At 46.6% G+C, this 24,367-nt stretch carries 22 protein-coding genes; 7 read left to right on the plus strand and 15 right to left on the minus strand.

Going from position 1 to position 24,367, the window contains the following annotated elements:
• Nucleotides 1–31: 31 nt before the first annotated feature.
• Nucleotides 32–1,240, plus strand: coding sequence for an alkaline phosphatase family protein (locus AC1DYT_RS25820; protein ID WP_477472370.1), 1,209 nt, complete (start codon nt 32–34; stop codon nt 1,238–1,240).
• A 74-nt stretch (nt 1,241–1,314) separates the two neighbouring features.
• On the opposite strand, the gene AC1DYT_RS25825 is transcribed toward AC1DYT_RS25820, so the two are convergent.
• From AC1DYT_RS25825 to murB, 3 genes are all read right to left on the minus strand, one after another.
• Entirely contained in the window at nt 1,315–3,936 is a 2,622-nt protein-coding gene (locus AC1DYT_RS25825; protein WP_477472371.1) for an alpha-L-arabinofuranosidase C-terminal domain-containing protein, read from the minus strand.
• 524 nt (nt 3,937–4,460) lie between these two features.
• On the minus strand, nt 4,461–4,997 hold the full coding sequence (locus AC1DYT_RS25830) for an RNA polymerase sigma factor (RefSeq protein ID WP_477462203.1): 537 nt from the start codon (nt 4,995–4,997) through the stop codon (nt 4,461–4,463).
• A gap of 271 nt (nt 4,998–5,268) precedes the next feature.
• The gene (gene murB, locus AC1DYT_RS25835; RefSeq protein ID WP_477472372.1) at nt 5,269–6,288 is read right to left on the minus strand and encodes a UDP-N-acetylmuramate dehydrogenase; all 1,020 of its coding nucleotides are present in this window, start codon (nt 6,286–6,288) and stop codon (nt 5,269–5,271) included.
• 108 nt (nt 6,289–6,396) lie between these two features.
• On the opposite strand from murB, the gene AC1DYT_RS25840 reads away from it, so the two are divergent.
• Nucleotides 6,397–7,296: a tetratricopeptide repeat protein gene (locus AC1DYT_RS25840; RefSeq protein ID WP_477472373.1), complete on the plus strand. Its 900-nt coding sequence runs from the start codon at nt 6,397–6,399 to the stop codon at nt 7,294–7,296.
• A 107-nt stretch (nt 7,297–7,403) separates the two neighbouring features.
• On the opposite strand, the gene AC1DYT_RS25845 is transcribed toward AC1DYT_RS25840, so the two are convergent.
• Entirely contained in the window at nt 7,404–7,895 is a 492-nt protein-coding gene (locus AC1DYT_RS25845; protein ID WP_477472374.1) for a hypothetical protein, read from the minus strand.
• Nucleotides 7,896–8,111: 216 nt separating this feature from the next.
• Nucleotides 8,112–9,794, minus strand: a complete 1,683-nt coding sequence (locus AC1DYT_RS25850; RefSeq protein ID WP_477472375.1) for a glycosyltransferase family 39 protein — start codon at nt 9,792–9,794, stop codon at nt 8,112–8,114.
• Nucleotides 9,795–9,921: 127 nt separating this feature from the next.
• On the opposite strand from AC1DYT_RS25850, the gene AC1DYT_RS25855 reads away from it, so the two are divergent.
• Both AC1DYT_RS25855 and AC1DYT_RS25860 read left to right on the plus strand, forming a co-directional pair.
• Nucleotides 9,922–10,503 (plus strand): hypothetical protein, encoded by a 582-nt coding sequence (locus tag AC1DYT_RS25855; protein WP_477472376.1) that lies wholly within the window; start codon nt 9,922–9,924, stop codon nt 10,501–10,503.
• Nucleotides 10,500–11,270, plus strand: a complete 771-nt coding sequence (locus AC1DYT_RS25860) for a hypothetical protein (RefSeq protein ID WP_477472377.1) — start codon at nt 10,500–10,502, stop codon at nt 11,268–11,270. The genes AC1DYT_RS25855 and AC1DYT_RS25860 overlap by 4 nt, the downstream gene beginning before the upstream one ends.
• A 103-nt stretch (nt 11,271–11,373) precedes the next feature.
• On the opposite strand, the gene AC1DYT_RS25865 is transcribed toward AC1DYT_RS25860, so the two are convergent.
• Both AC1DYT_RS25865 and AC1DYT_RS25870 read right to left on the minus strand, forming a co-directional pair.
• Nucleotides 11,374–11,886 (minus strand): hypothetical protein, encoded by a 513-nt coding sequence (locus AC1DYT_RS25865; RefSeq protein ID WP_477472378.1) that lies wholly within the window; start codon nt 11,884–11,886, stop codon nt 11,374–11,376.
• An 11-nt stretch (nt 11,887–11,897) separates the two neighbouring features.
• Nucleotides 11,898–12,878, minus strand: coding sequence for a glycosyltransferase (locus tag AC1DYT_RS25870; RefSeq protein WP_477472379.1), 981 nt, complete (start codon nt 12,876–12,878; stop codon nt 11,898–11,900).
• Nucleotides 12,879–12,991: 113 nt separating this feature from the next.
• On the opposite strand from AC1DYT_RS25870, the gene AC1DYT_RS25875 reads away from it, so the two are divergent.
• Complete coding sequence (locus tag AC1DYT_RS25875) at nt 12,992–14,308, plus strand: sugar MFS transporter (protein WP_477472380.1); 1,317 nt, start codon at nt 12,992–12,994, stop codon at nt 14,306–14,308.
• Between the two features lie 142 nt (nt 14,309–14,450).
• On the opposite strand, the gene AC1DYT_RS25880 is transcribed toward AC1DYT_RS25875, so the two are convergent.
• A complete protein-coding gene (locus AC1DYT_RS25880) occupies nt 14,451–15,404 on the minus strand; it encodes a hypothetical protein (RefSeq protein WP_477472381.1) in 954 nt (317 codons plus the stop codon).
• Between the two features lie 204 nt (nt 15,405–15,608).
• On the opposite strand from AC1DYT_RS25880, the gene AC1DYT_RS25885 reads away from it, so the two are divergent.
• Complete coding sequence (locus tag AC1DYT_RS25885; protein WP_477472382.1) at nt 15,609–16,256, plus strand: LA_2272 family surface repeat-containing protein; 648 nt, start codon at nt 15,609–15,611, stop codon at nt 16,254–16,256.
• Nucleotides 16,257–16,414: 158 nt separating this feature from the next.
• Here AC1DYT_RS25885 and AC1DYT_RS25890 read toward each other — a convergent pair whose 3' ends face one another.
• Both AC1DYT_RS25890 and lpdA read right to left on the minus strand, forming a co-directional pair.
• Nucleotides 16,415–16,852 (minus strand): sterol desaturase family protein, encoded by a 438-nt coding sequence (locus tag AC1DYT_RS25890; protein WP_477472383.1) that lies wholly within the window; start codon nt 16,850–16,852, stop codon nt 16,415–16,417.
• A 77-nt stretch (nt 16,853–16,929) separates the two neighbouring features.
• Nucleotides 16,930–18,333 carry a dihydrolipoyl dehydrogenase gene (gene lpdA / locus AC1DYT_RS25895; RefSeq protein ID WP_477472384.1) on the minus strand — a complete coding sequence of 468 codons (1,404 nt, stop codon included), beginning with the start codon at nt 18,331–18,333 and terminating at the stop codon, nt 16,930–16,932.
• 113 nt (nt 18,334–18,446) lie between these two features.
• Here lpdA and crtD point away from each other — a divergent pair, with 113 nt between their 5' ends.
• On the plus strand, nt 18,447–19,925 hold the full coding sequence (crtD, locus tag AC1DYT_RS25900; protein ID WP_477472385.1) for a 1-hydroxycarotenoid 3,4-desaturase CrtD: 1,479 nt from the start codon (nt 18,447–18,449) through the stop codon (nt 19,923–19,925).
• A gap of 112 nt (nt 19,926–20,037) precedes the next feature.
• Here crtD and hemH read toward each other — a convergent pair whose 3' ends face one another.
• The 5 genes from hemH to AC1DYT_RS25925 all read right to left on the minus strand — a co-directional run bounded on the left by hemH (nt 20,038) and on the right by AC1DYT_RS25925 (nt 24,077).
• The gene (hemH, locus tag AC1DYT_RS25905) at nt 20,038–21,063 is read right to left on the minus strand and encodes a ferrochelatase (RefSeq protein ID WP_477472386.1); all 1,026 of its coding nucleotides are present in this window, start codon (nt 21,061–21,063) and stop codon (nt 20,038–20,040) included.
• Nucleotides 21,064–21,261: 198 nt separating this feature from the next.
• Entirely contained in the window at nt 21,262–21,828 is a 567-nt protein-coding gene (locus AC1DYT_RS25910; RefSeq protein WP_477472387.1) for a hypothetical protein, read from the minus strand.
• Nucleotides 21,829–21,940: 112 nt separating this feature from the next.
• Nucleotides 21,941–22,669 carry a fatty acid desaturase gene (locus AC1DYT_RS25915; RefSeq protein ID WP_477472388.1) on the minus strand — a complete coding sequence of 243 codons (729 nt, stop codon included), beginning with the start codon at nt 22,667–22,669 and terminating at the stop codon, nt 21,941–21,943.
• Between the two features lie 40 nt (nt 22,670–22,709).
• Entirely contained in the window at nt 22,710–23,216 is a 507-nt protein-coding gene (locus AC1DYT_RS25920; protein ID WP_477472389.1) for a WG repeat-containing protein, read from the minus strand.
• 9 nt (nt 23,217–23,225) lie between these two features.
• Entirely contained in the window at nt 23,226–24,077 is an 852-nt protein-coding gene (locus AC1DYT_RS25925; protein ID WP_477472390.1) for a 4-hydroxy-3-methylbut-2-enyl diphosphate reductase, read from the minus strand.
• Nucleotides 24,078–24,367 lie beyond the last annotated feature (290 nt).

Genomic DNA, 24,367 nt, shown 5'->3' on the forward strand with positions numbered 1-24,367 from the left:
CTTAATTTAGGCCCTGTCCCATCCCCAAAAAATGAAGAAATCTTTCGCCCACATCGGCCTCTGCCTGGCCATCAGCCTTTTATCCCTGCAAACAGCAAACGCCCAAAAGGCGGCAAAACCACAGCGCACTATCATCATTATGATGGATGGCTTCGGCGAGGACTATTACCGCAACGCGGATATGCCCAACCTTAACCAGCTGGAAAAGGCCGGTATTTACAAAGTGGTGCCATCGTTGATGCCTGCCGTAACCAACGTTAATAACATTGCCATTGCCACCGGCGATTTGCCTGCTAAGAACGGCATCACCGGCAACGTGTTCTTTAACCCCAAAACGCAAAAGGAGGAATACATAGAAGACCCGGGGCTTATCCTTACACCTACCATCTTCCAGCGGGCAAAAAAAATGGGCGTTAAATCGGCCTTGTTCTCCTGTAAAAAGAAAACGGTAGACCTGATGAGCGGCTTTGCCGACATAAGCCTTTGCCCCGAATGCGATGGCGCGGGCAGCACCGTATGGGCAAAAGAATTCGGCACGCCGCCGGATGTTTACTCCAAAGAAATCTCTTACTGGATTTTTAAATCGGCCATATACACCATCAAGAATAACCCCGATTTGGGCCTCATCTACATACACACTACCGATTACCCCATGCACATGTGGCCACCCGAAAGTGCCGATGCTAAAGACTTTCTGCACCATGTAGACGAATATATTGGCGAGCTAAGGAAAATTGCACCTGATGCCGCCATCCTGATTACTGCGGACCATGACCTGAACAGCAAAAGCCTCTGTTGGGACCTGGAAAAAGCCCTGCAGGCTCGCAATGCGCCGGTGAAAATTGTGATATCGCCCGAGAAGGACAAATACGTAAAGCATCACCGCGGCATGGGCGGCGCGGCATACATTTACCTAGACGATAAGAAGGACCTCGAAAAAGTTAAAAGGGCCCTCCTCTCCCTAAAAGGCGTGGAAGCGGTATTGACACGTGCGCAAGCTGCAAAGAAATTTGGCCTGATGCCCGAACGCATTGGCGACCTGATGGTACTAGCCGATAAAACCACCGTATTCGGTTACCTGGAAAACGCCGAATCGGAGCAGCTGGATGCGCATTACCGCAGCCATGGCTCGGGCTATGAGGCGCATGTGCCTTTATTCGTTTACAATGCCAAAAACACCCCTGGCGCAGCGTATTTCAAATACAATTACCTGCTGGCCGCCTGGATGTACCGCAATTAGCACACCGGCCAATTTGCTCAGCTTGCCCTGCTGTTTCAATTTTTGCAAGGCAGGCCAATGGTTAATAGCAATATCTATTTTACGGGTTTTGCGGGTATCCTTATAACAGTGAAAGAATAGGCCGGCAGCGTTTGGGTTAATTGTTTCGGTGCTTTTATCTGCGCTGTTGTTGGTTTAAGGAATTTATCTGCCAGGCTGCCAGTAAGTACGCTTTTGGTAGCTGTTGCCGATAAGGATGGGAAACCACTAAGATCGATACCCGCGTTTACTTCAACAGGCAAAAGGTTGGCCATCTTGATGATGACATCGCCGGTTTGCTTATCTTTAACTACCGAAATACCGATGCGCTTTTTCACGGAAGCAGCGGTATCGCTCAGGGTAACTGCCGATGGCATATAAATATCGCCTGCATTTTTGCCGAACATGGTTTGCACATAATAGCCCGTGGTTGGCTTCACTTCGGTGTTGTTAAAGTAAATCATATCCGGATTCCATTGCGTGTGGTTTTCTTTGGCCAGTAACGGCGCGTAGGATGCCATTTTCACCACATCGCCATTACGCTCCAGCGAGGTGAGGTACAGCGCCTCGGTCAGCGCGGTTTCTAAATTGGTTTGGCCGCCGGGGGCGTGGGCCGCATATTCGCCCAGGTACACTTTTGATTTTGTACGGTCGTAACTATCATAGCGGCTTTGGTTATTGATGAACCAACCCGGGCTCTCGTAATAATGCTCGTCTACAACGGGCACTTTAAGTTTGCCGGCTACATCCCAGCCCTCTACGAAATCGGTACCCGAATGGAAAGGACCTACCGTGCCTATCACAGTTATCTCGGGGTGGCTTTTAGCCAGCGCGTTGAATATCATCTTAAAACGAGCCTCGAAAACATCCGAAATCAAATCCTCGTTGCCGATGCCAATGTATTTTAGATTGAATGGCTTAGGGTGGCCCGCCTGCGCCCGCTTTTTGCCCCAGGTGGTGGTTACGGCACCGTTGGCATATTCTACCAGGTCGTTAATGTCTTGTATGTAAGCCTGCATATCCGCCATGGGTATGCCGCCTTGCTGGCCATCGCCACCGGTCGATGAATTTTGGCAAGGCACGCCGGCCGCTATAACCGGCACAGGGGCAGCGCCAATATCCTCGCAAAACTGAAAATACTCATGGAAGCCCAGCCCTGCACTTTGGTGGTAGCCCCAAAGGTTGCGCTGCGGTATCCTGGCCTCCAGCGGGCCGATGGTGTTTTTCCAGCGGTAGATGTTATTGAGGCCATCGCCATGGGCAACGCAACCGCCGGGGAAGCGCACGAATCGTGGATGGATATCGGCTATGGCATCGGCCAGGTCGGCACGCATGCCATTCGGCCGGTTCTTGTATGTATTCGCCGGGAACAGCGATACCATATCAAGCGCAAGCTCACCCGCCGAAAGCGGTTCAATATACAGCGCGGCATCAGTCACCGTTGCCGCTGATACCAATGTAGTGCCCCACTTCTTCCACCCTGTTGATGTTAGGTTGATAACAGCTTCTGCCACCACGCCCTGCTTTGCGCTAACCAGTTTAACTTTTATTTTTCGGGGCGAAGCACCATCGGCTTTGCCGAAAAAGGTGAAGCTATACTTGCTCTCCTTTTTCAGCGCGATGCCATCGTAACCCGTGTTATACAGCACGCCGCCCGGTTTGGTCACGCTCAGTACTGCGTAATGTTGGTTGTAAGTATTTATGGGCGATATGGAATCAATTTTAAGGCTGATGTTATCGCCCTGCGCTTTCCAGGCATAGGTGCTGTTCCAGTTGGCATCGTGGCCCGATTTATCCGCCGGGGCGTACTCAAAATCGCGGTTCTGTATCATTTCGGCGTACAGCCCGCCGTCAGCAGCATAGTTGATATCTTCAAAAAATATCCCGATGAGCATATCGCTTATGGGCTTCGCGGTAGCAGTTTGCGGCTTTATCCGTACGCTTAGCGGTTTAAGGCCCGTAAAGGATGCACTATCCTTGCGTAAAGTTTCGCCGAACAGCGCGCCTGCGCGCTGGCGTTGCTTTAAGGTATTCAATAGCTTATCAATCACCGGCCTGGCAACCAAAGTTATATTGCCGGCTTCGGTGCCGTCTGCAAGGTTAAGGCTTTGCGTTTGGGTTACAACTACCGCATCCGGCACCTCCTGCGAGGCGGAATACGCCTTAAAATCTGTAGTGTTGATGCGGTACTGCTTGCCTTGTTTATCTGCATAGGTAATATGGTAAACCTTTTGGGCGGCATCGTACGTAACCGACGGGTTGAGGAATGCATCGCCTTTAGTTATTGCGGGATAGCTTTGCCTTTTCCAATTGATTAAATCTGCAGATGCGGCGTGGGCGAAAGCATGTATATCGTTGCCGAGGCCCCATATGCAATGCCACAGCCCTGCCCTATCGCGGAAGAGAAAGGGGTTGAACATCTTTTTACCCCTGCCCCATGGGCCATAATCGCTTTTTACGAAACCGAAGTTGCTGCCGATGCTTTCCCATTTTATTTTATCCACGCTCCAGGCCAGCTGCAAGCCTGCATCGTGATTATTTTTTGCCGATGCGTAGGCAAAAAGGTATGCAGAGTCGGCCTGCGCCGGGCTACCGGCAGCTTTCGCGGCCATCGGCAAAAGTGCAACGGCAAAAAGCAGCAGGCAAATAGCGCGGTATTTTTTCTTGTTAATATTCATTAGGGCAATATTAGTTGGTTCAATAATCGTCAACGGTTTCATCCGGTTGCCCGGGGCGCGCAAGCGAATTTATAATTGGTGTAAAACAAATCGAAACCAAATATGCATAAATTTTATTAATTGTAAAATAAACACTTAAAATATTATAAAAAAGACTGCACGTGACTTTTTTCAACTTAGCGGGCCTAAGTCGGCTCATTCCACGTCATTTTTACTAAAATAATCCAATTATACAAGGCATCACAACCACCATGATTTCTTAACCCGCCACATACTTCGAGCTTTATTATAATTAAGTGTTAATAATACACTAATAAATAATTACAGTGAATAAGCCGGGCACTACCGATGTTCTCGCTGAAACCGGCAAGGTCTCCAGGGCTAATTTTTATGACGCCGAATTTTTAAAAACACCCCGATGCCGTCCCGGTGGCATCAGGGTTACTACCTCGTAATTTTTATAAACGAAAAAACCCGCCATTTGAGCGGGTTTCTTCCTTTTATAGAGGGTTGAGTTTATGTGCTTAGTTTTCTGCGTAAACAGGTTTTGCAATACCGTTATCGTAAGCTTTAAGGCTTTTCTTCAGCAGCTTGCGTGCTACGTGTATGCGGGTTTTTACGGTGCCTATAGGTATGGTTAGGTGGTCGGCAATCTCGTGGTATTTATGGCCTTCGAAATACATGGTGAAGGGAACATAATAATCTGCTGGAAGGCGATCCAAAGCGCGTTTGATATCGTCCATCACAAATTTGGCTTCGCCCTGATTTTTAGTTGAACTGAATACCAGGTTCGGAGAAGAAATCTCGTCGCTCTTGGTAACAAAAGTGCTCATTTTAACAAAACGGCGGTAATTGTTGATGAAGGTGTTCTTCATGATGGTATATAACCAGCCTTTCAAATTTGTGCCTTCTTTAAACTTATTGTAATAAGTTATGGCTTTCAACATTGTATCCTGAACAAGGTCGTTAGCATCGTCTGCGTCGTGTGTGAAGTGTAAGGCGTATGACCTTAATGAACTTGCTTGACGTAATACCAGGGTGTTAAACTCAATCTTTGTCATTCTGTTAATGTTTTGTACAGAATAGTATTCAAACATGATACCACTAATAAAAAGTGTAGCGAATTTTAGAATGCCTCAAAAGACCGGTCGTAAGAAGCAACTCAGCCCATTTACGAGCGTCCATTATCTCAAATAGCTATAAATCAGCACTTTTAGGCATTTAATCGGTAAGAAGCGCAGCGCGGGAAAATCAGAAAACAATTTAAAACATTTCGGCTTTTAAACGCTTAGCTTATAGAGGGTTGAGAAAATATCTTTATAGTTAAAGATATTAATTAACAATATTCACCTCGCGGTGTAGGGTAACGCCAAATTTAGTGTACACACTGTCTATGATTTGCGACGAAAGGCTGTACACTTCTTCGCCCGTTGCGCCGCCGTGGTTCACCAGCACCAATGCCTGGTTCTTCCAGGTGCCGGTGTTGCCAACGGTTTTGCCTTTCCAGCCGCATTGTTCTATCAGCCAGCCTGCGGCCAGTTTTACCAGCCCATCGCCTGCCGGATAATTAACAACATCAGGAAAGTTTTGTTTAACTGACTCAAATTCTGCTGCGCTGATAACCGGATTTTTAAAGAAACTGCCTGCGTTGCCGATGGTAGATGGGTCGGGCAGTTTAGATACGCGGATATGCGATACCACTTGCGATACGTCTTTCAGCGTAGGCTCAGTGATGCCACGTGCTGCCAGCTCTTGCTCTATAGCACCGTATTTCAAATTGAAATTGGGTTTTAAGGAAAGCTTGAACTTTACCGATATGATGATGTACTGCCCGGCCAGCTCGCTTTTGAAAACGCTTTCGCGGTAGCCGAACTTGCAATCTTCTTTAGTAAACGTCTTGATATTACCCGATGCTATCTCAAAGGCCTGGCAGCTTTCGAAAACATCCTTCAGCTCTACTCCGTAGGCGCCGATGTTCTGGATGGGCGATGCGCCTACCGAGCCGGGGATGAGGCTCAGGTTTTCCATGCCTGCATAGCCGTGGTCTACGCAGTAGTTCACCAGATCGTTCCATACCTCGCCGGCACCTGCTTCCGCAAAAACCTCATCGTGGCTGATGCGATGCTCAATACCGCGGATGTTAAGGCGGATAACCAGTCCACCGAAATCGGCCACCATCAGCATATTGCTGCCGCCACCTAAAACCAAGCGTGGCATGTTCAGCCATAGAGGGTCGGCAAACAATTCGGTCAGTTCATCTGCATGGCTTATCTCTGCAAAATAGCGGGCATTGGCATCTATACCGAAAGTGTTGAAGTTTTTAAGGGATACGTTTTCCTGTATTTGCAGCATGATGGCGAATTTCGGAAAAATTTAAGATTTGGCAACCTTTAAAAATTGCCGGTACGTTTCAGCTTAAAACAGATTTTATTATCTTGAACAAAAATTCCGCACAAACAAATGAAACCTAAATCTATCGCCCTTTTTATCATCGCCTGCTTATCATGTTTATGCGCCCTGGCGCAGGATTATAAAGCAAGTTTCAAAGAACTGATCGGCAAAGACGACGTGCAGGCCACCTTAAACCTGCTGGGCAAATGGCAAAAAGCCGCCCCAAACGACCCCGAAATGTATGTGGCCTATTATAACCTGTATGCAAAGGAAGGATTGAAAGAGGTTATAAGTTTAACCAAAGACGCACCCGCCGGCGACGCCATACAAGTAAAAGACAGCACAGGAAAAGTTGCCGGGTACATCGGCAGCACTCCCGGGCATAACGATACTTATTTAAATAAAGGTTTTAAATATATCGATACGGCAATAGCCAAATTCCCTACAAGGCTCGATCTACGCTTCGGTAAAGTATATGTTTTAGGGCGCATCAAAAACTATGATGCATTCACCAAAGAAATAGTGGCAGCCATTGAATACGGCGAAACCATCGGTATGAAATGGTTATGGACCGACAACAAACCGCTGGATGAACCGAAAGAATTTATGCTCTCGACCGTACAAAGTTACGTAATGCAGCTTTTTGAAGCAGGCGACCAGAATGCCGATAATATAAAAAACATTGCCCAAACGGTTTTGAAGTATCACCCCGATCATGTGGAGAGTTTATCAAATTTATCTATCGGCTATATGATAAAGGCTGATTATACCAGTGCCCTCACCCCACTTTTGAAAGCCGAAAAAATAAACCCGCAGGATTATATCGTACTTAATAATATCGCCTTTTGCTATATGAATATGCACGACAAACCGAACGCCATTAAATACTACGAGCTTGCCCTGAAATACGGCAATGAAGAAACCAAAAAGCAAGCCACCGAAAAACTAAGTCAACTGCGGAAGCCCTGAGCTTTTAAGATTCGACAAGTTTTGAACGTCAAGGATTGTCTAATTGCGGGTGGACTTACTTGAATTTCATATATATAGCAGCCATACTAAAAACCTATTTTATTTTTTTATTCACCCCTGTCAACATTTTCATCGTCATCAAAAAAGCCCTCAGATCGCATATATGCATCCCTGCGTTCGTACACGGCATCCACAAACGCTTCAGAAGCAGCTACTGATGGAGTATTGTAAAAAACCTGAAAATATCGCCCAGTACTAAGCGGTATAGCAAAATATTTTTCCGTAGTAAAATAGTAGTACCCGTAAAAAATCGCCGCCACTATTGCAGCCGTCGCTAAGGCCGAAAAAAAGGCCCTCTCATCGGTACCGATAGATACTATTCCTTTAAATAAGGTAAGCAATGAAAGACCGATGCCAAGCCGCCAAATAACTTTTCGTTTTTTATGAAATATGCGGACCTCATCGCGCGGGCCAATTTTATCATAAGCAATAAACAAAGAGAAATCTCCGTCGTTGTCTTTGAACTGAATGTCGATGCCTTTTTCCTTGAAAGTAAACCATTTTTTCACAAAAAGCCGACGTTGGTAAAACTCGTCCATAGGTAGTTTAGGTATTAAGCTGTATATAATCCGTTGAATATCGTAAAACACGGTGGTTATCGCAACAGGCAAAAAAAATTCATACCCAAACCGCGCCCAACAAGGGGTTCTTACTTGTTTTCAAAAAAATTCATGCGCCCATGGTTAATTTACAATATTGGCCGAGATGCTCTGAAACGAAACACAAAATATCGTGAGGGCTCAGCTCCTTCCAATTTACCGTTCAAAACCTACCCTGATCAAATAAAAGTGCACCAGGGTATTTTGGCGCGTGGCCTCGTTTATGAAGCTTAGCTTTAAATTCTCGCCAAAGTAATTATCGAACACCTTAATTACCTGTATGCGCAATGGGCTGCTCTTAAGTTTATGCATCGAGGCATCGTTGGCAAAAACCAGGCTGCCTTTAGCTATATCGTTGTTGATGATATCCTCCGGGGTGGCATAAACCACTGGCTGCTTCATATAAAAATCAAATCTATCTGCCATCGGCGCGGTGGATATTACCTGCCTGCCGGGGTAATGGGCATTTACATACTCCGCCGCAACGGTATCCCCTTTATAGCTTACCAGTTGAGGATAAAATACCAGCACAAACCAGGCATTGACGATAATCATCACCACACAGCTTAATAAGAACCCGGGCTGATAGCCCCTCCCTCCCTGCCGGTAAATAAAGTATGCGGCAGCTGCTCCCGCAAGAAACAATACTATGGCAATCAACAGTTTTTCGGGCGCAAACAAAAAGCTGATAGCCGCAAGTACCGCCAGCAACAGGCCGCATATAACGTATTGGCTTATTTTGAAAAAACGCAATTCGGCACCTGCGATTAGCGGGCGAATGAATCCCGCAGTAATCACCGCGAAAAATGGGAACAGGATATTGGTATAAAACGGCAGCTGAAATTTTGATATGGAGAATATAAGCAGCATAACCACCGATGCGGTAAGGCAGAGGTACTCGGGCTGGGCAATTCCTTTAATGATGCCTCTTATTTTTTTACCCAGGGCGTAAAAGAAAACGATGGCCCATGGCGCAAAGGCCCATAGAAGCGTATGCAGGAAAAAGGCTGGGTCGCCATGCGAGTTTTTGATGAAGCCATCATTATTGAAACGGCCGAACTGGCTTCCCCACAAAAACCACCAAACACCCGATATACCTTTGCGCCCGAACACCGTTTTTTCGGGATGCAAATCGAATTGTACGTAAACGGTGTATATCTCAGGCAGTATGAACAGGCACACCAGCACTACCGAAAGCAGCCATCGCCATTGCAGCATCCCTTTGTAATCTTTCTTAAACACATAATCGCCGATGATGGCGCTTCCGATGGGGATAAGAAGGTAGATGCCCTTGGTCATTACCGCGCAGGCGGCAAATACCGTGGCCAGCAGCAGGTGCATGATACTGAATTTCTCCTTCAGCTTATAAAAATGGTAAACGCTGGCTATCAGCAGGCCCATAATGTAAGGTTCGGCGCGCACATCGGTGTTCGACATGATGGCGTGCTGCGCCGTAAGCAATATCAGTACCGCCAGCAGCGCAGTTTGCTCATCGTAGAATTTGCGGCAGAGTTTATAAGTGTAAACAACCGACACACCATAAAACAGCAGGGCCGGCAGCTTATAAGCAATGGTATTTATGCCGAATATTTTAAAGCTGATGGCCATCACCCAAAACGGAAAGTGGGGCTTATCGAGCCAGTCGCGACCGTGGTAAATCAGGTCGGTAAAGTTGTTGCTGCGGGCCATGTTGCGCGCAAGTATGGCGTACAGGGCGGGGTCATCGGTAAAAAAGGGGATGCCAATGCCGGCGATGTTTATCAATATGGCAGCGGCTACAACGTAGTAATATACGCTTTGAGGTAATTGCCTGCCGGGAGAGGTGATTGCTTTTCTCACTAAACTTGTTTAGTTCCTACGAAACACAGGGTTTATGTTTCCTTTATGCAAATTTAACCTGCCAGTATTGGCAACCTGTTAAGCCATTATTATTATATTGCAACGTAAAACCTTATCAGAATTAATTATGTCCCCACGTTCATTTTGGATCGTCCTTTTAAAGTTGGTTGGTGTCTGGATATTATTCTCCAGCGTTAGCGTAATCCCGATGTTCTTTTCGTCCTTTTATCCGGCATATACTCAATTTTTTGAAAACTGGGAAATACTGCTGATATCATTAATTACCATATTAATATACTTATGGGCAATTCACATTTTAGTATTTAAGCCGCATTTGGTGATAGATAAACTTAAACTGGATAAGCGTTTCGACGAAGAGCAGTTTAGCTTTAATATCCACCGCTCAACAGCAGTAGCTATAGCCATTATTATTATTGGCGGGTTAATGATTATTAACACCGTCCCCGGGTTTTTCAGGGTTTTGTTTTTGTATTACAAATGGCAAACGGAATCGAAAACCGGCGCTCCGGTTAACTATGGCTCAATATTTATCGATCTCTGTACTATCTTGACGGGTTATTTGCTGGTAGTAAACAACCGCTGGGTGGTAAATTTTATTGAAAAGACGAGGAGGGCACCGGCGCAACCCGCCGATGACAACCACCAGACAACTGAAGAAACCACCCGAAAAGAAAACGAACATCTATGAAAAAAATATTGATACCTGCCATATGCCTTTTGTTGGCCGCCTGCGAATCGGGCTCGGGAGATAAGCCCGAAGTAAATTCCTCTGATACTACAGCTGTACCCGGAAAACCTGCGCCTCCCGAATTATATACGTCAGGGCCGGTAGAAATAGATAGCTCGGAAAATGTAATGTATCCGCTACCGCATATCACCGAAGAGAAAGAAGACGATAGCGGGTCGTACTCAAGTAGTGGTGACGCCCGCTCAGTCACTTTTTGGAACATCGCCTTTTATAATACTAACACCAGAAAATATCATCTGCTAGATAACAATAAAAGAATGATTATTAACTCTTATAATACCGATTACACCAAATCAGCATATTCTTCGCAATCGGGCCATGCGCCTTACGATAAATCAGGCGCTGTTCAGCAGGGTAGCTTTATATTTTATACGATAATCTCCGAAGACCAAAACAAGGATGGAAAGCTTGACGATAATGACCCCGATTACTTATATATCAGCGATAAGGAAGGCAACAATTTCAGGCAGATATCGCCGCGAGGCACCAATGTAGAAAACTGGGAAATGATAAAAAAAACGGGAATGATACTAATGGAAACCCGGCGGGATAGCACGTATAAAGGGAAAGACGTTGACGTTGCGGCCATTCAGTACCTTTATGATTTAAAAAAAGGCGGGGTACCCGAGCGGGTTTTTAGTCCGGAATTTAGCGGCATGGTTGACAAACTTTACAAAAAGCAATGGCCCATTAAAAAGAAGCAATGATAGATTTGTCAACTTTTAAAAAGTTGACAAATCTGATCCTTATTTATTTATTCCAGGGTAAATAGAGTTTCCCTTTACGTAATTTTACACGATATGCCAGATATTAATACCGCCTCCCACCTTGCTCTCTTTGCCATTTCAGCAGATCGTCAAGCGGATTAGGGAATGTGTAGTTGTCCTTGTGCGCCAGTATGGTGGTGTTCTCATTCCTCAATTGAAGGAATTTTTCGGTTACGTTAACCTCGTATTCTCCGTTAAAAACGTTTTTGATAGAATCTGCATCCATAAATAAATTGCCATCTTCATCCATTTTCCAGGTGCCCCGAATGGCGTAACTATTAATTCCGGGTAGTACCAAAACCCCATTTGTTCTAAAATCGGCTATGTCGGTGCAGGGTATATTACCGTCATTATCCTGGAAGTAAACAAATACCTTTGTGGCAGGCCCCACCAAAACATTGCGGTAGTAAATGCGGTCTACACACCAGGTGCCTTTTGAAAGCAGTTCCAATGGTGTTGGCTTGATAATAAAATAAATAACAGTGGCTAAAACGGTTATAAATATTATAACCACCAAAATGATGCGGTACCCCAAGCTTATCTTAAAATCCCTCATCCGCAGTCAATTTAATCATTCCACGCCAAATACTTCGGTTGGTTTGGCTCTAACAGCGTCGGGGCTACAGTATTCAACGTCCCTCCGTTCAATATTAGCTCATACAGCTTCAAATAATCCGCAGCCATTTTGGCGATGTTGAAATTATCCACCGCGTAATCGTGGCAAAGCTGCTTGCTATAACTGTCTACGTTCTTTAGCCCTTCCACCAAAACGGTTTTACTGTTTGATAAAAGCCCGACTTCCTTCGGAACCAGTTCGGGCAAAGAGCCGTATGGTGTCCCGAACACCGGGCAGCCGAAGTAAAGGCTTTCGGTAATGGCAATGCCGAAGGGCTCGTTCCACAGTACGGGGAACAGCAGGGCTTTGGAACCGTTCATCACTTCAGATTTTTGGTCGTTGTTGACCATCCCCTTAAAGCGCACATTCAAATTCGACGTAAAACGGAGGCCCATTTTGAGGTTGAGGCGCGTACCGCCCATTACCACCAGCTTGTTACCGCTTTTGGTAGCCACGTCAATAGCACCCTGCACATTCTTTACCCGCCAGGCGGCTTTGGCTAAAAAGTGGGTATAGCTGCGTTTGTTAGTAAGGTTGGGCAGGCGGTAGTCGGCCGTGTCCAATCCGTTATAAACATAAGTAGTTGAGCCGTTACGCGCCGCATGGTTGGCCGATACAAAAACCGAATTGATATCCATTGCCCCCCTACCCGAGTTATTGTGCACCGTGCATAGGTAAGGCTTTTTAGTAAAACCCTGCATCTGGAACTGGAAATGCACCACATCGATATCATCGGGCACCTGTTGGTTCATATCCTTCGCGGCATCATACGCCAGCACGCGTGCAAATGGGCAGCTTGAGCCTGCGCCTGCCAAATAAGTAACCTTGTGCCCCTGCCGTACCAGTTCCTTCCCGAGCCACCAAATCACGCGCTCGGTGCCGCCGTAGGTGGTTGCCGGTATGCGGGTATCGTTTACGATGAGGATATTCATTATCGGCAAAGTTAGCTTTCGACACAAAATAAAACAGCCAAATTATAAAAGATCAGCTTTTTTAATTATTTTAGTAACTCCATTAACTTATTAACAAATTTTAAAATCACCATATGGCAGTCGTTACCAATTCCGCAATCCCGGCAACAAAAAAATCAGGACTAAACCCCATCATCATTATTGGCTCTTTGTTTTTTATACTGGGTTTTGTGGCCTGGTTAAATTCTGTCCTTATCCCCTATTTAAAAATAGCCTGCCAATTAACCAACCTCGAATCGTACCTGGTGGCAAGTTCGTTTTACATCGCCTGCCTGCTCATGGCCAAACCCTCAGCATGGCTATTGAAATTACTTGGCTTTAAAAATGGCATGGTGGCGGGTCTGGTATTGATGGGCGTTGGCGCGTTGATTTTTATCCCGGCTGCCCTAACCCGTGTTTACGCTGTATTTTTGATAGGCCTGTTTGTTCAGGGCTGCGGCTCGGCGGTATTGCAATCAGCATCAAACCCCTATATCACCATCGTTGGCCCGCCCGAGAGTGCTGCCAAACGCATCAGTATAATGGGTATATGCAACAAATTTGCAGGCGTACTGGCCCCATTAGCCCTTGGCGCAGTAATTTTAAATAACCTCGATGGTTTCGATGCTAACCTTGCCAAACTTACCCCGGCCGAAAAACTCATCCAGTTGAACGAACTGGCCTCCAGGGTAATCGTACCTTACCTCCTCATCGTAGTGATACTGGTAATTTTGGCGGTGCTCATCTACTTCTCCGGCCTGCCCGAAATAGATACCGACCACGAGGACGAGACCGTTGCTGCGGCCAATTCGGGTAAAACCAGCATCACGCAGTTCCCGCACCTGGTGTTGGGCGTTATCGCTTTGTTCTTTTATGTAGGCGCAGAAGTTATCGCGGGCGATTCTATCATCGGTTACGGCACATCACATCATATCGCCCTTTCTACAGCCAAATATTTCGCCTCGGGTACTTTAGCGTGCATGGTTATAGGCTATGTGGTAGGTATATTGTTTATCCCCAAATACCTTTCTCAGCAAAAAGCATTGGTTGCCTGCGCCATATTAGGCGTTGTGCTAACCACCATAGCGCTATTTACGCCCAAATACGTTTCTATCAGCTGCATCGCACTTTTAGGTTTAGCTAACTCGCTGATGTGGCCCGCCATTTGGCCGCTGGCATTATCGGGCCTGGGCAGGTTTACTAAACTAGCGTCTTCGCTGTTGGTAATGGGCATTGCCGGCGCAGCCGTGTTCCCACCGATATATGGCGCGCTGGTAGACCATTTCAAAAAAACGCAAGGCATAGAAGCAGCTTCGCAATCTTCTTACTGGATTTTGCTGCCAATTTATTTGTTCATCCTCTATTACGCTGCAGCGGGCTATAAGGCGGGGAAGAAGGTAGTAGCGGCGTAGGTTTCCTTTTTGTCTGAACTCGAATTTTAAAGAATTAGAAGAATTTTCAGAATTTGAGACTATTCTATTCTGTTAATTCAATAAATTCCTTAAAATTCGAGTTCAGACATTTAACAAAAAATTCGAGTTCAGACAATCTCCCTTATCCCCTGTTAATTTCCTCAATCAACTTATCGCAGGCGGCAAAGGCCGTGTACAGAAACCTGTTACGGTGCTTTTCGCCCTGCCCGCTAAAGGCTACAGATTTGCGTATAAGGCCCTGCATCCATTCCTTGGTTTGTTTGCAATAGAATTGGTCGTCGGTTTTAAGGTAATTAAAGGTATTGAAGCGGTTATAGCACAGCATACTTGCTTTAAACTCCACCAAATAAGCCAGGCTGCCTAATACATCGCAAGTGTACCAGTTAAAGCTATGCCCGGGGTCGATGGTTTTTTTTGCGCTGATAGCATACATGTTCATATCCGTGAGGCAATAACGCACCTGTTCCACGATTTTTTCGGCGAGGGCTTTGTCACTGATGTGTCCCGCTTCAAAAGCGTAGCGTAGCTGATCCAGGGTACCATAAACAGCATCGTTGGCCCATATTTCCGTACTCGGAATTTCGAGATAGATGCTGTTCAGTTCCTGCGCAACGGCAACAATCTCGTCGCTGATGGCCTCATAATCAAATTTAAGCGCCGGTTTATCGGCCCAAAAAAACAACTTAAAACAAGTCAGTTCCGGATATTTAAAGAAATGAAAGATGGGTATATCATCGGTAGTAATCATGATATGCTTATCTGCCCGCTGCCTTATGGCTTTTAGGTTTTGCTGCAGGTCTTGAAGATAAGCAAGCATGTTGGGCGTTTCACGGTCTATATATAAGTAGTTGAAACTCACCGAGGCCAAATCTTTCGGCTGATATGAAAACGGCGTACCAAAGGCATCCGAAAGTTTTATCAACTGCGGCAGGCTCAAATTGCTTATACCCCTGATCTTTTTATACGCCTCGTTTATGCTTATCCCGAGTACTTCGGCCACGTTTTGGGCCAGGTTTTGGTATTCGGGCAGGGATTGGCTGATAGCCTGGAAGAATTTGACCTGTTGCGTATCCATAAAGAATAATCTAAAAGATGACTGAAAGGCTTTTGTTTAATACAAAAGCTTTGATGTGCCGACAAATTAATCTTTAAGATTATAAATATAAGAATTCTTATATAGAATGTTACGTATAAAAACCCTACAAGGCAAGCCTGTGGCTTTATACAATAATCCAAGCCCTTTTCCTTACCTATTTTTGGTCTATCAAAACAACCGACCATGAAATTCAAATTATTACTGCTCATTATCATATCAGGCACAACCACTGCTTTTGCCCAGCTGCAAAAACGAACAAGCCATTTCCCTGTCGGCAGTTTCCATGAGAAAAATTCAACCATCAACGGCATTTCGGTGGGGCTATACTCTGTCCTCTCACAGGATAGCATCAACAATGTGCACACCAATGGCATCCGGCTGGAGGCCATCGGCCTGGGCATACTTTCGCCGCTGATGCCCCGCAGCCCTATTGCGGAAACAGAAGAGCAGTTCAAGACTAAGATGGCCGAGCCTCTAGCCGAAAGAATCAACGGCTTCAATTTATCCCCCGCCGGTACCGTATGCGATTGTGTTGTTAATGGCATCGGCGCAGGGCTAATCGGCCAGATAAACCGTAGGGTAAGCGGTGTTTCGGTAAGCGTGATGATAAATTTGGCCCAGGAGCACAATGGCATACAGGTAGCCATGATCAACGAAAGCTATGCCATGCGGGGCTTCCAGATAGGCTTCAACAATACGAGCGGCAAAGCAAGGGGTATCCAGATAGGGATATTTAATCATGCCACCAATTTAAAGGGGATTCAGTTCGGGCTTTGGAACACCAACCAGAAAAGGAAACTGCCGATACTTAACTGGAGTTTTGGGGATTAGGTTAGCCTGCGATTTGTCTGAACTCGAATTCATCGAATTGGAAGAATTTTTAGAATTTAGGTATATTCAATTCTGATAATTCAATAAATTCCTTAAAACGGTGAAACCCTCTCGAGCGCCAAAAAACAAAACATCGCGAGAAATTCGAGTTCAGACAATTACTTAAACCACTTCCTCCCCACCATCAATAATCCAAACTCTTCCGAAGGGTCCTTTTCTGTTGACTTATGATGGACTTTATGTGCCCGGCGGATAGCCATTAGGTAGCGACTACTGCTTTTGAAGGCTCTAAAGCGGTTGTGGATAAACCAATCGTGAAAGATAAAGTAAATGGTGCCGTAGGTACTGATGCCGGTACCTATCCAAAAGCGGTAATCTAAAGTGATATGCCCCAGCCACATCAGCCATAAAGCCAATGCAGCAAAGCCGATGCTGAACAGGTCGTTCAGCTCGAACCAGCCTTGTCGTTGCTGATGATGCGTTTTATGGATAAACCACAGCGGCCCATGGAACAGGTATTTATGCATGGCCCAGGAGGCTAGCTCCATGCCGGCGATGGTGAGAAGTAAAATAAGGATATTGAGTATTACTTGCATCCCTTTTTTAGTAGCAGTGGCTGTTGCAGTAGCAGTCCTAAATCTAACTGCTACTGCAACTAATTGCTGCCCACTCCTTAAATATGTATCGCCCTGTTCTCAGTCGCCGCCAAACAAGCTTCCCTCATCGCTTCGGTATAGGTTGGGTGAGCGTGACTGGCGCGGGTTACGTCCTCAGCAGAGGCGCGGAACTCCATGGCAATCACCGCTTCGGCAATCATATCCGCAGCACGGGGACCTATCATGTGGACACCTAAAATCTCGTCGGTAGTTTTATCAGCCAGTACTTTTACAAAGCCATCCAAATCGCCGCTGGCGCGGGCACGGCCGCTTGCTTTGAATGGGAAAGAACCTACTTTGTAAGCGGTGCCTTTTTCTTTCAGTTGCTCCTCGGTATAACCAACGGCAGCAACCTCCGGCCAGGTGTACACAACGCCGGGTATCAGGTTGTAGTTGATGTGCGGTTTCTGGCCGGCAATAAGTTCAGCAACAAAGGTACCTTCGTCTTCGGCTTTGTGGGCAAGCATAGCGCCTTTTATCACGTCGCCAATGGCGTAAACGCCTTTCACGCTGGTTTCCAGGTGCTCGTCAACGGTAATTTTACGGCCGCGTTCTTCCACGGTGATACCAATTTTATCAAGGCCCAACCCATCGGTATAGGCTATACGACCAACGGCTACCATGCAGTAGTCGCCTTTGAGTTCTATTTTCTCTCCTTTAGGGCTATCGGCGGTAACGGTTACTTCGTCGCCTTCGGCAGTAGCTCCGGTTACCTTGTGGCCCAGATAAAACTCCATGCCTAGTTTCTTCAATACCTTTTGCAGTTCACGGCCCAGGCCCTTATCCATGGTTGGGATAATTCCGTCCATAAACTCTACGACTGATACCTTGGCACCCAAACGTGCGTAAACCGAACCCAGCTCCAAACCGATAACGCCGCCACCAATCAATATCAGGTGCTTGGGCACTTCGGTTAAGGTTAAAGCCTCGGTAGAGGTGATGATTCGTTTCTTATCTATCTTCAGGAAAGGCAGGCTTGATGGTTTTGAGCCGGTGGCGATGATTACCTTGTCGGTAGTCAACTCGGTAGCAGTACCATCTGCCTTGGTGACGATGATGGTGTTTTTATCTTTAAAAGAACCAACGCCCTGGTGAACGTCGATTTTATTTTTCTTCATCAAATAGGTGATGCCGCTGGTGTTGGCATCCACTACTTCCTGCTTACGTTTGATCATCTGCCCAAAATCGATACCCAGGTTATCCAGTTTGATACCATGGGTGGTAAAGGTGTGGGCAGCGTTATGGTAGTGTTCAGATGAATCGAGCAGTGCCTTTGAGGGGATACAACCCACGTTGAGGCAGGTACCGCCAAGGGTGTTGTATTTTTCGATAATGGCGGTTTTCATACCTAATTGCGCGCAGCGGATTGCGGCAACGTACCCACCCGGACCAGAACCTATAACGATAACATCATATTGCATAGTAGTATATTTTATGGCTGGCAAAGTTAAGGCATTTGAACTGTAAACAAACAGATTTATGCGATTTAGGGATTTAATTGCATAGCTGTGAATGTGGTACTACCTTTACCGCCATGCCTCAAAAAAAAGCGATTATTATTGGTGCAGGTATTGCGGGCATTGCGGTTGCCATCCGCCTGGCGGTGAAAGGCTATGCTGCGGAAGTTTTTGAGGCGAACGGTTATCCCGGTGGGAAGCTATCAGAAATTGAGATGAAAGGCTACCGCTTTGATGCCGGGCCGAGCCTGCTTACCATGCCGCAATACATCGATGAGCTGTTTACGCTAGCCGGTAAAAACCCTGCCGACTACTTCCGCTATCAAAAGTTGGATGCGGTTTGCAATTACTTCTACGAGGATGGCACGCGCATAAAGGCCTATGCCGATACGCAGGAATTTGCCGGGGAAATTAACCGCGCCACGGGCGAGCCTTCGGCAAACATATTGAAATATCTGGCCAATAGTGCCGATATCTACAACATCACCAACCATGTTTTTTTGGAGCGTTCGTTGCACCGACTGCAAACCTTTGCCCGTTGGGATACGCTCCGTTCGATATTCAGGCTGCCAAAAATAGATGCGATGCGTACCATGCATAGGGCCAATGAAGCCTACTTTAAGGATAATCGCGTAGTGCAATTCTTCGACAGGTACGCCACTTACAATGGCTCTAACCCCTACCAGGCACCGGCCACGCTGAACGTTATCCCGCATCTGGAGCATCACTTCGGTGCGTATTTCCCCGAGGGCGGTATGTACAGCATCACGCAATTGCTCGTAAAACTGGCGGAAGAGTTGGGCGTGAATTTCCGCTATAATGCCAGGGCAGATGAGATAGTGATCATCAATAAAATAGCAAAAGGCATAAGGGTGCGGGGCGAAAATATCATCGGAGATATGGTAGTATCTAACATGGATATTTGGCCTACCTACAAAAACCTTTTGCAAAAACATCCCGACCTGCACCCTGAGCGGATATTGGGACAGGAACGGAGCAGTTCGGCATTGATATTTTATTGGGGGATAAAAAAGGCATTCCCGCAGCTGGATCTGCATAATATATTTTTTAGTGCTGATTACCGGGCAGAGTTCAACCACATCTGGCAGGAGCAGGACATATACCACGACCCTACCGTTTACATCAACATCAGTTCGAAGCTTAGCCAGGTCGATGCCCCTGAAGGCTGCGAGAACTGGTTCGTGATGATCAACGTACCCGCCAATAAGGGGCAGGATTGGAACAGGCTGATAGCCGATGCCAGGCAAAATATCCAACGAAAGCTTTCCAAAATCTTAGGTGAGGATATTAGCCAACTGATTGCCTGCGAAACCATTTTAGATCCGCGCAGTATCGAAAGCAAAACATCATCCTACAAAGGCTCCATCTACGGCACCAGCAGCAACAGCCGGTTCGCAGCGTTTTTAAGGCACGCCAATAAATCATCGAAAGTTGGTGGTCTATATTTTTGCGGAGGTAGCGTGCATCCGGGCGGAGGGATACCGCTTTGTTTGTTATCGGCGAAGATAGTGAGCGAAGCCCCCCCCGCCCCCTGAAGGGGGAGCCTTTGAAGTGCGTAAACGAACAACGCCCCCTGGTAAATCAGAGGGCGTTGTTCGTTTATGTTGTTTTGGTCCCGGTGCCCTGCGCCGAACTTCGGCTCCCCCTTCAGGGGGCTGGGGGGCTAACCATCTTTTCCAGCGCATCAATCCACTTCGGCTCCGCATTCAAACTTTCTACCAGCTGTACGTGCTCGCCGCCGAGTGCTTTGAACTCGTCGCCGTACTCGGTGGTAACCTCGTAAACGGTTTCGAGGCAGTCGGCTACAAAGGCCGGGCAAAATACCAGCAGGCGTTTTTTGCCTTCGGCAGCCATTTGTTTAATTACCTCGCTGGTGTAAGGCTGAACCCAAGGGTCGCTGCCCAACCTCGATTGAAAGCAGACGGTGTATTTTTCTTTCGGCAAATTCATTTTGGCGGCTATGAGGCGCGCCGTATCGTACGATTGTGCAGAATAGCAGAATTTATTGGTGTCGTTCAGCGTGTTGCAGCAACCATCCACCTTTAGGCAATAATTGCCGGTATGGTCGCATTTCATCAGCTGGCGTTGCGGCAGGCCGTGGAAGCTGAACAGGATATGGTCGTAGGTTTCGGGCTGATGCCTGGCGGCGTTATCCGCAAAGGTCTCTATCATCAGCTCATTATCGTGGAACGAATTAGTGAAAGTGATATTAGGCACGGTTTGCCATTCCTTTACAATATCCATTACCTTCTCGTGTACGGATCCGGTACTGGCTGATGCATACTGCGGAAACAAAGCAATTACCTGTATCTCGCTCACCAGCGCTTCTTTCAAGCGCGCCAATGCCGATTCGATAGAAGGGCTTTGGTAGCGCATGGCCAGCTCAACCATATAGCCATCGCCAAGGCGTTGCTGCAGGGCCTGTTGCTGCAATATGCTGTAATGTTTTAATGGCGAGCCTGTTTTATCGTCCCAAATGGCCTTGTACAATTTAGCTGATTTGGGCGCCCTGAAGGGTACGATGATCCCTTTCACCAAAAAGGTACGCAATACGGGGTTTACATCTATCACCCGTCCATCCATCAAAAATTCATCGAGGTATTTGCGTACATCCGCAGTAGAAGGACTATCCGGCGTGCCCAGATTTACCAGTAAAACTCCCTTTTTCGCCATAATTTAAATTGCGCAAAAATAAGATAATTTATAGCTGCGCCTCATTACAGCGAGGACAAATTACAAATATATGATGAGGATCATATTTGGATGGCTGGTCGCCGAAGAAGCCTCACCCTGCCCTCTCCAAAGGAGAGGGTTCTTTATTTTAACTATGTTAATCAAAAGCTCTCCCTTCAGGGGGTTGGGGGGCTACCTCTACCAGAACTTCCACCATGGTTTTATAAATTCTTTATAGATCCCGCCGTTCAGTACCCTTGTATCAATATTATAGCTAAAAGGCAGCCCTTTTTTTGATCCGGGCAGCCCGTCAATAGCCAGCCCGGTAAGGATGTTGTTTTTTAGCGCCAGGTTCTCTAAGCCGCCCAGGGAGAACTTTTCCGATAGCCAGTGCTGCCCGTTTGCTTCCACAACAGCCAGCCCGTTTCTTCCAGCCAGCACAAGCCTGCCATCGGCATTATAAAGTACGTCGTCATAGTCTCCGCCAAATTTGCTTACGGGCTGTTCCGACTCCGGGTTCACGAGGTAACATTGGCCGCCGGCCAATACGAATATATTGCTGGTTCCGGGTAGCTCTGCCACTTCATCCCAACCATCGCCGGCTTCAAAATTAGCCACCCAGGCGGTACCATCTTTTTTATAAAAACGCACAACAAGGTCCACCGTATCATCATCCTCCGGCGAAAAACGCTCATTATGCGGCGCTGCCGAGAAATATGTTGCCCCTGGAGGCGCTAATTCGTTTAATATTTCATACCTGTCCATGGTATAAAGCTATGATTAATAATGGATTAAAGGAAGGATTTTATCCCCCCTTCCTTCTGAACTGGAAACTTTGAAGAAGCCTCACCCTGCCCTCTCCAAAGGAGAGGGTTCTCTATCCTGTTTTTAAAGTCCTCTCCTTTGGAGAGGATTTAGGTGAGGCTCCAGAAGGTGCCGGGCTTCGCCACAATTTCCACCACGGCAGCCATGGCGCATCATGATGCTCGTAATGATAGCCGAAGAAATAGCAACTAAAAAAAGCCAGGAAGTGGTTGCGATGCTGGCTGCGGCTTTGGTGTTTGTTATCGTGCTCTCCCTTGTGCGGCAGGTAGGTGCCAAAGTAAAATAGCTGCAGTGTACTCAGTAATGATGGTACCACCCAAAACATAATAAGGTTGGGCTGAGGCACCCATAACTTAAATATATTGAACAGGATGGCCATCGCTACAATTTGCCAGATGGACAGGTAATTACGGATGAATTGTACGTACCATGCAAAAAAGTTACCGTTGTGGTAGTCCGGATCCTCGTGGGTATGCACATGGCTGTGGTGCTTATGGTGCTTGGTATAAAGTTGCGGGTACAAAAAAGCGGCATAAAGAAAGGTGCAGATGTAACCCACCAGGTTGTTGATTGCTTTGTTTGGCGCAACCGTGCCGTGCATAGCATCGTGGGCGGTGATGAACAAGCCGGTGTATAAATGCATCTGCACCAAAATAAACAGGTAAAGCAAAGGATTAGTAAAATCTACCCGCCATTGCATCAGCAATAAAGTAGAAGCAACCCAGCTGCCGATAACCAACAGGGCTACTAATAAGCCGGTATATGATGGTGCTTTTTGCAAGGGAAATGAATTTGAGGTAACGCTGTGCAAAACCCGTTCCTTATTTAACGCGCTTGCCCGTTTTATCTATATAATACCAGCTATCGCTTTGCCAGGTGGAGTGTTCGCCTTCGGTAATGGTTTTGCAATTGTCGCTTACTTTTGCCAGGCCATGCTCAAAGGGGAATGCGCAGCCGAACCTCGCGGTAATGGCCACCTTGCCGGTGGTATCGGCATAACCAATTTTGTTGCCATCCTCAATGCGGAAGTACCCTTCAGAGGTATAGTCCGGCCCGTTATCGAAAGGGAAAACTTTAAACAACACCTTTTGGTTACGGTCTATCGCCACGAAGCCTGTTTCCGGGTCGGTAACTACAGCGAACGTTTTAAAGGTGTCGGTAAAGCACATGGGGTATTTGCCCATGGGGATAAGGGTATCGCCTTTGGCGTCAACATAGCCGTACCTATCGGTTACGCTATCATTCACCCTCAAGAGATAGTCGTTAGAAACGTGTTTAGCTTGGCAAGCGCTCATGAAAAGTATAATGATAACCAGCGCTCGTTTCATGCTTTGCGGTTAATAAGTTTCCAGTTCGCTTTTTACCATCTGCATCAGCCACATCGGGCTCGATGTTGCGCCGGCTATGCCTACCTTATCGCCCGGGGCAAACATGTTTTTGTCCAACTCGTTCACGCTTGATATGAAGTAGGTATTGGGGTTATGCTTGCGGCAAACCTCGTAAAGCACCTTGCCGTTGCTCGATTTTTTGCCCGATACAAACACGATCTTATCGAATTTGGCCACAAAAGCGGGCAAATCTTTATCGCGGTTGCTTACCTGGCGGCAAATGGTATCGTTGGCCTTCACCTCGTAGCCACGGCTCAGCAACTCGTCCTTCACATGGTAAAATTTCTCCATGCTTTTGGTAGTTTGGCTGTATAGGGTAAAGTTAGCAGGAAGGTCGGCGTTATCCAGTTCGCTGATATCCTGAAAAACCAGCGCGTTGCCATTGGTCTGGCCTTCAAGCCCTACCACTTCGGCATGGCCATGCTTGCCGAAGATGAGTATCTTCTCGTTATTATCGTACGATGTTTTGATACGGTTCTGCAGCTTAAGTACTACCGGGCAGCTGGCATCTATCAGGGTAATGTTGTTCTCTAAGGCAATTTTATAGGTTTCGGGCGCTTCGCCGTGGGCGCGGATAAGCACTTTTTCATCGTGCAGACCAACCAGGTCGGCATGTTCAATAATGCGCAGGCCGAGCGCTTTCAGGCGGTCAACCTCCTCATCGTTGTGCACAATATCGCCCAGACAATACAAGTAGCCGTCTTCGGCCAATATCTCCTCGGCCATATCTATAGCATACACCACCCCGAAGCAAAAGCCCGAATCCTGGTCTATCGTAACCTGTAATTGATAATCACCCATTTGATGGCAAAAATACGGTATTTATTTTGGTTGGGGAAAGTTGGAAAGGTTAAAAAAAGGTTGGAAGGTTGGAAGGTTGGAAGGTTGGAAGGTTGGAAGGTTGGAAGGTTGGAAGGGAATCCCTACTTCGAAGGTTTGTTTTAGAATTCTGGAAATTCTTTTAATTCCATAAAATTCGAGTTTGTCTTGTCCTAAGAAAGGTTGACAGTATTTTATAAAGATAAAACTATTATTGTTTGTTTGCCGTGTTAGGATGTGGGGAACGCGGAGCGTTGTCCACATCCTAACAC

The sequence above is a fragment of the Mucilaginibacter sp. P1_D10 genome, from assembly GCF_056406215.1.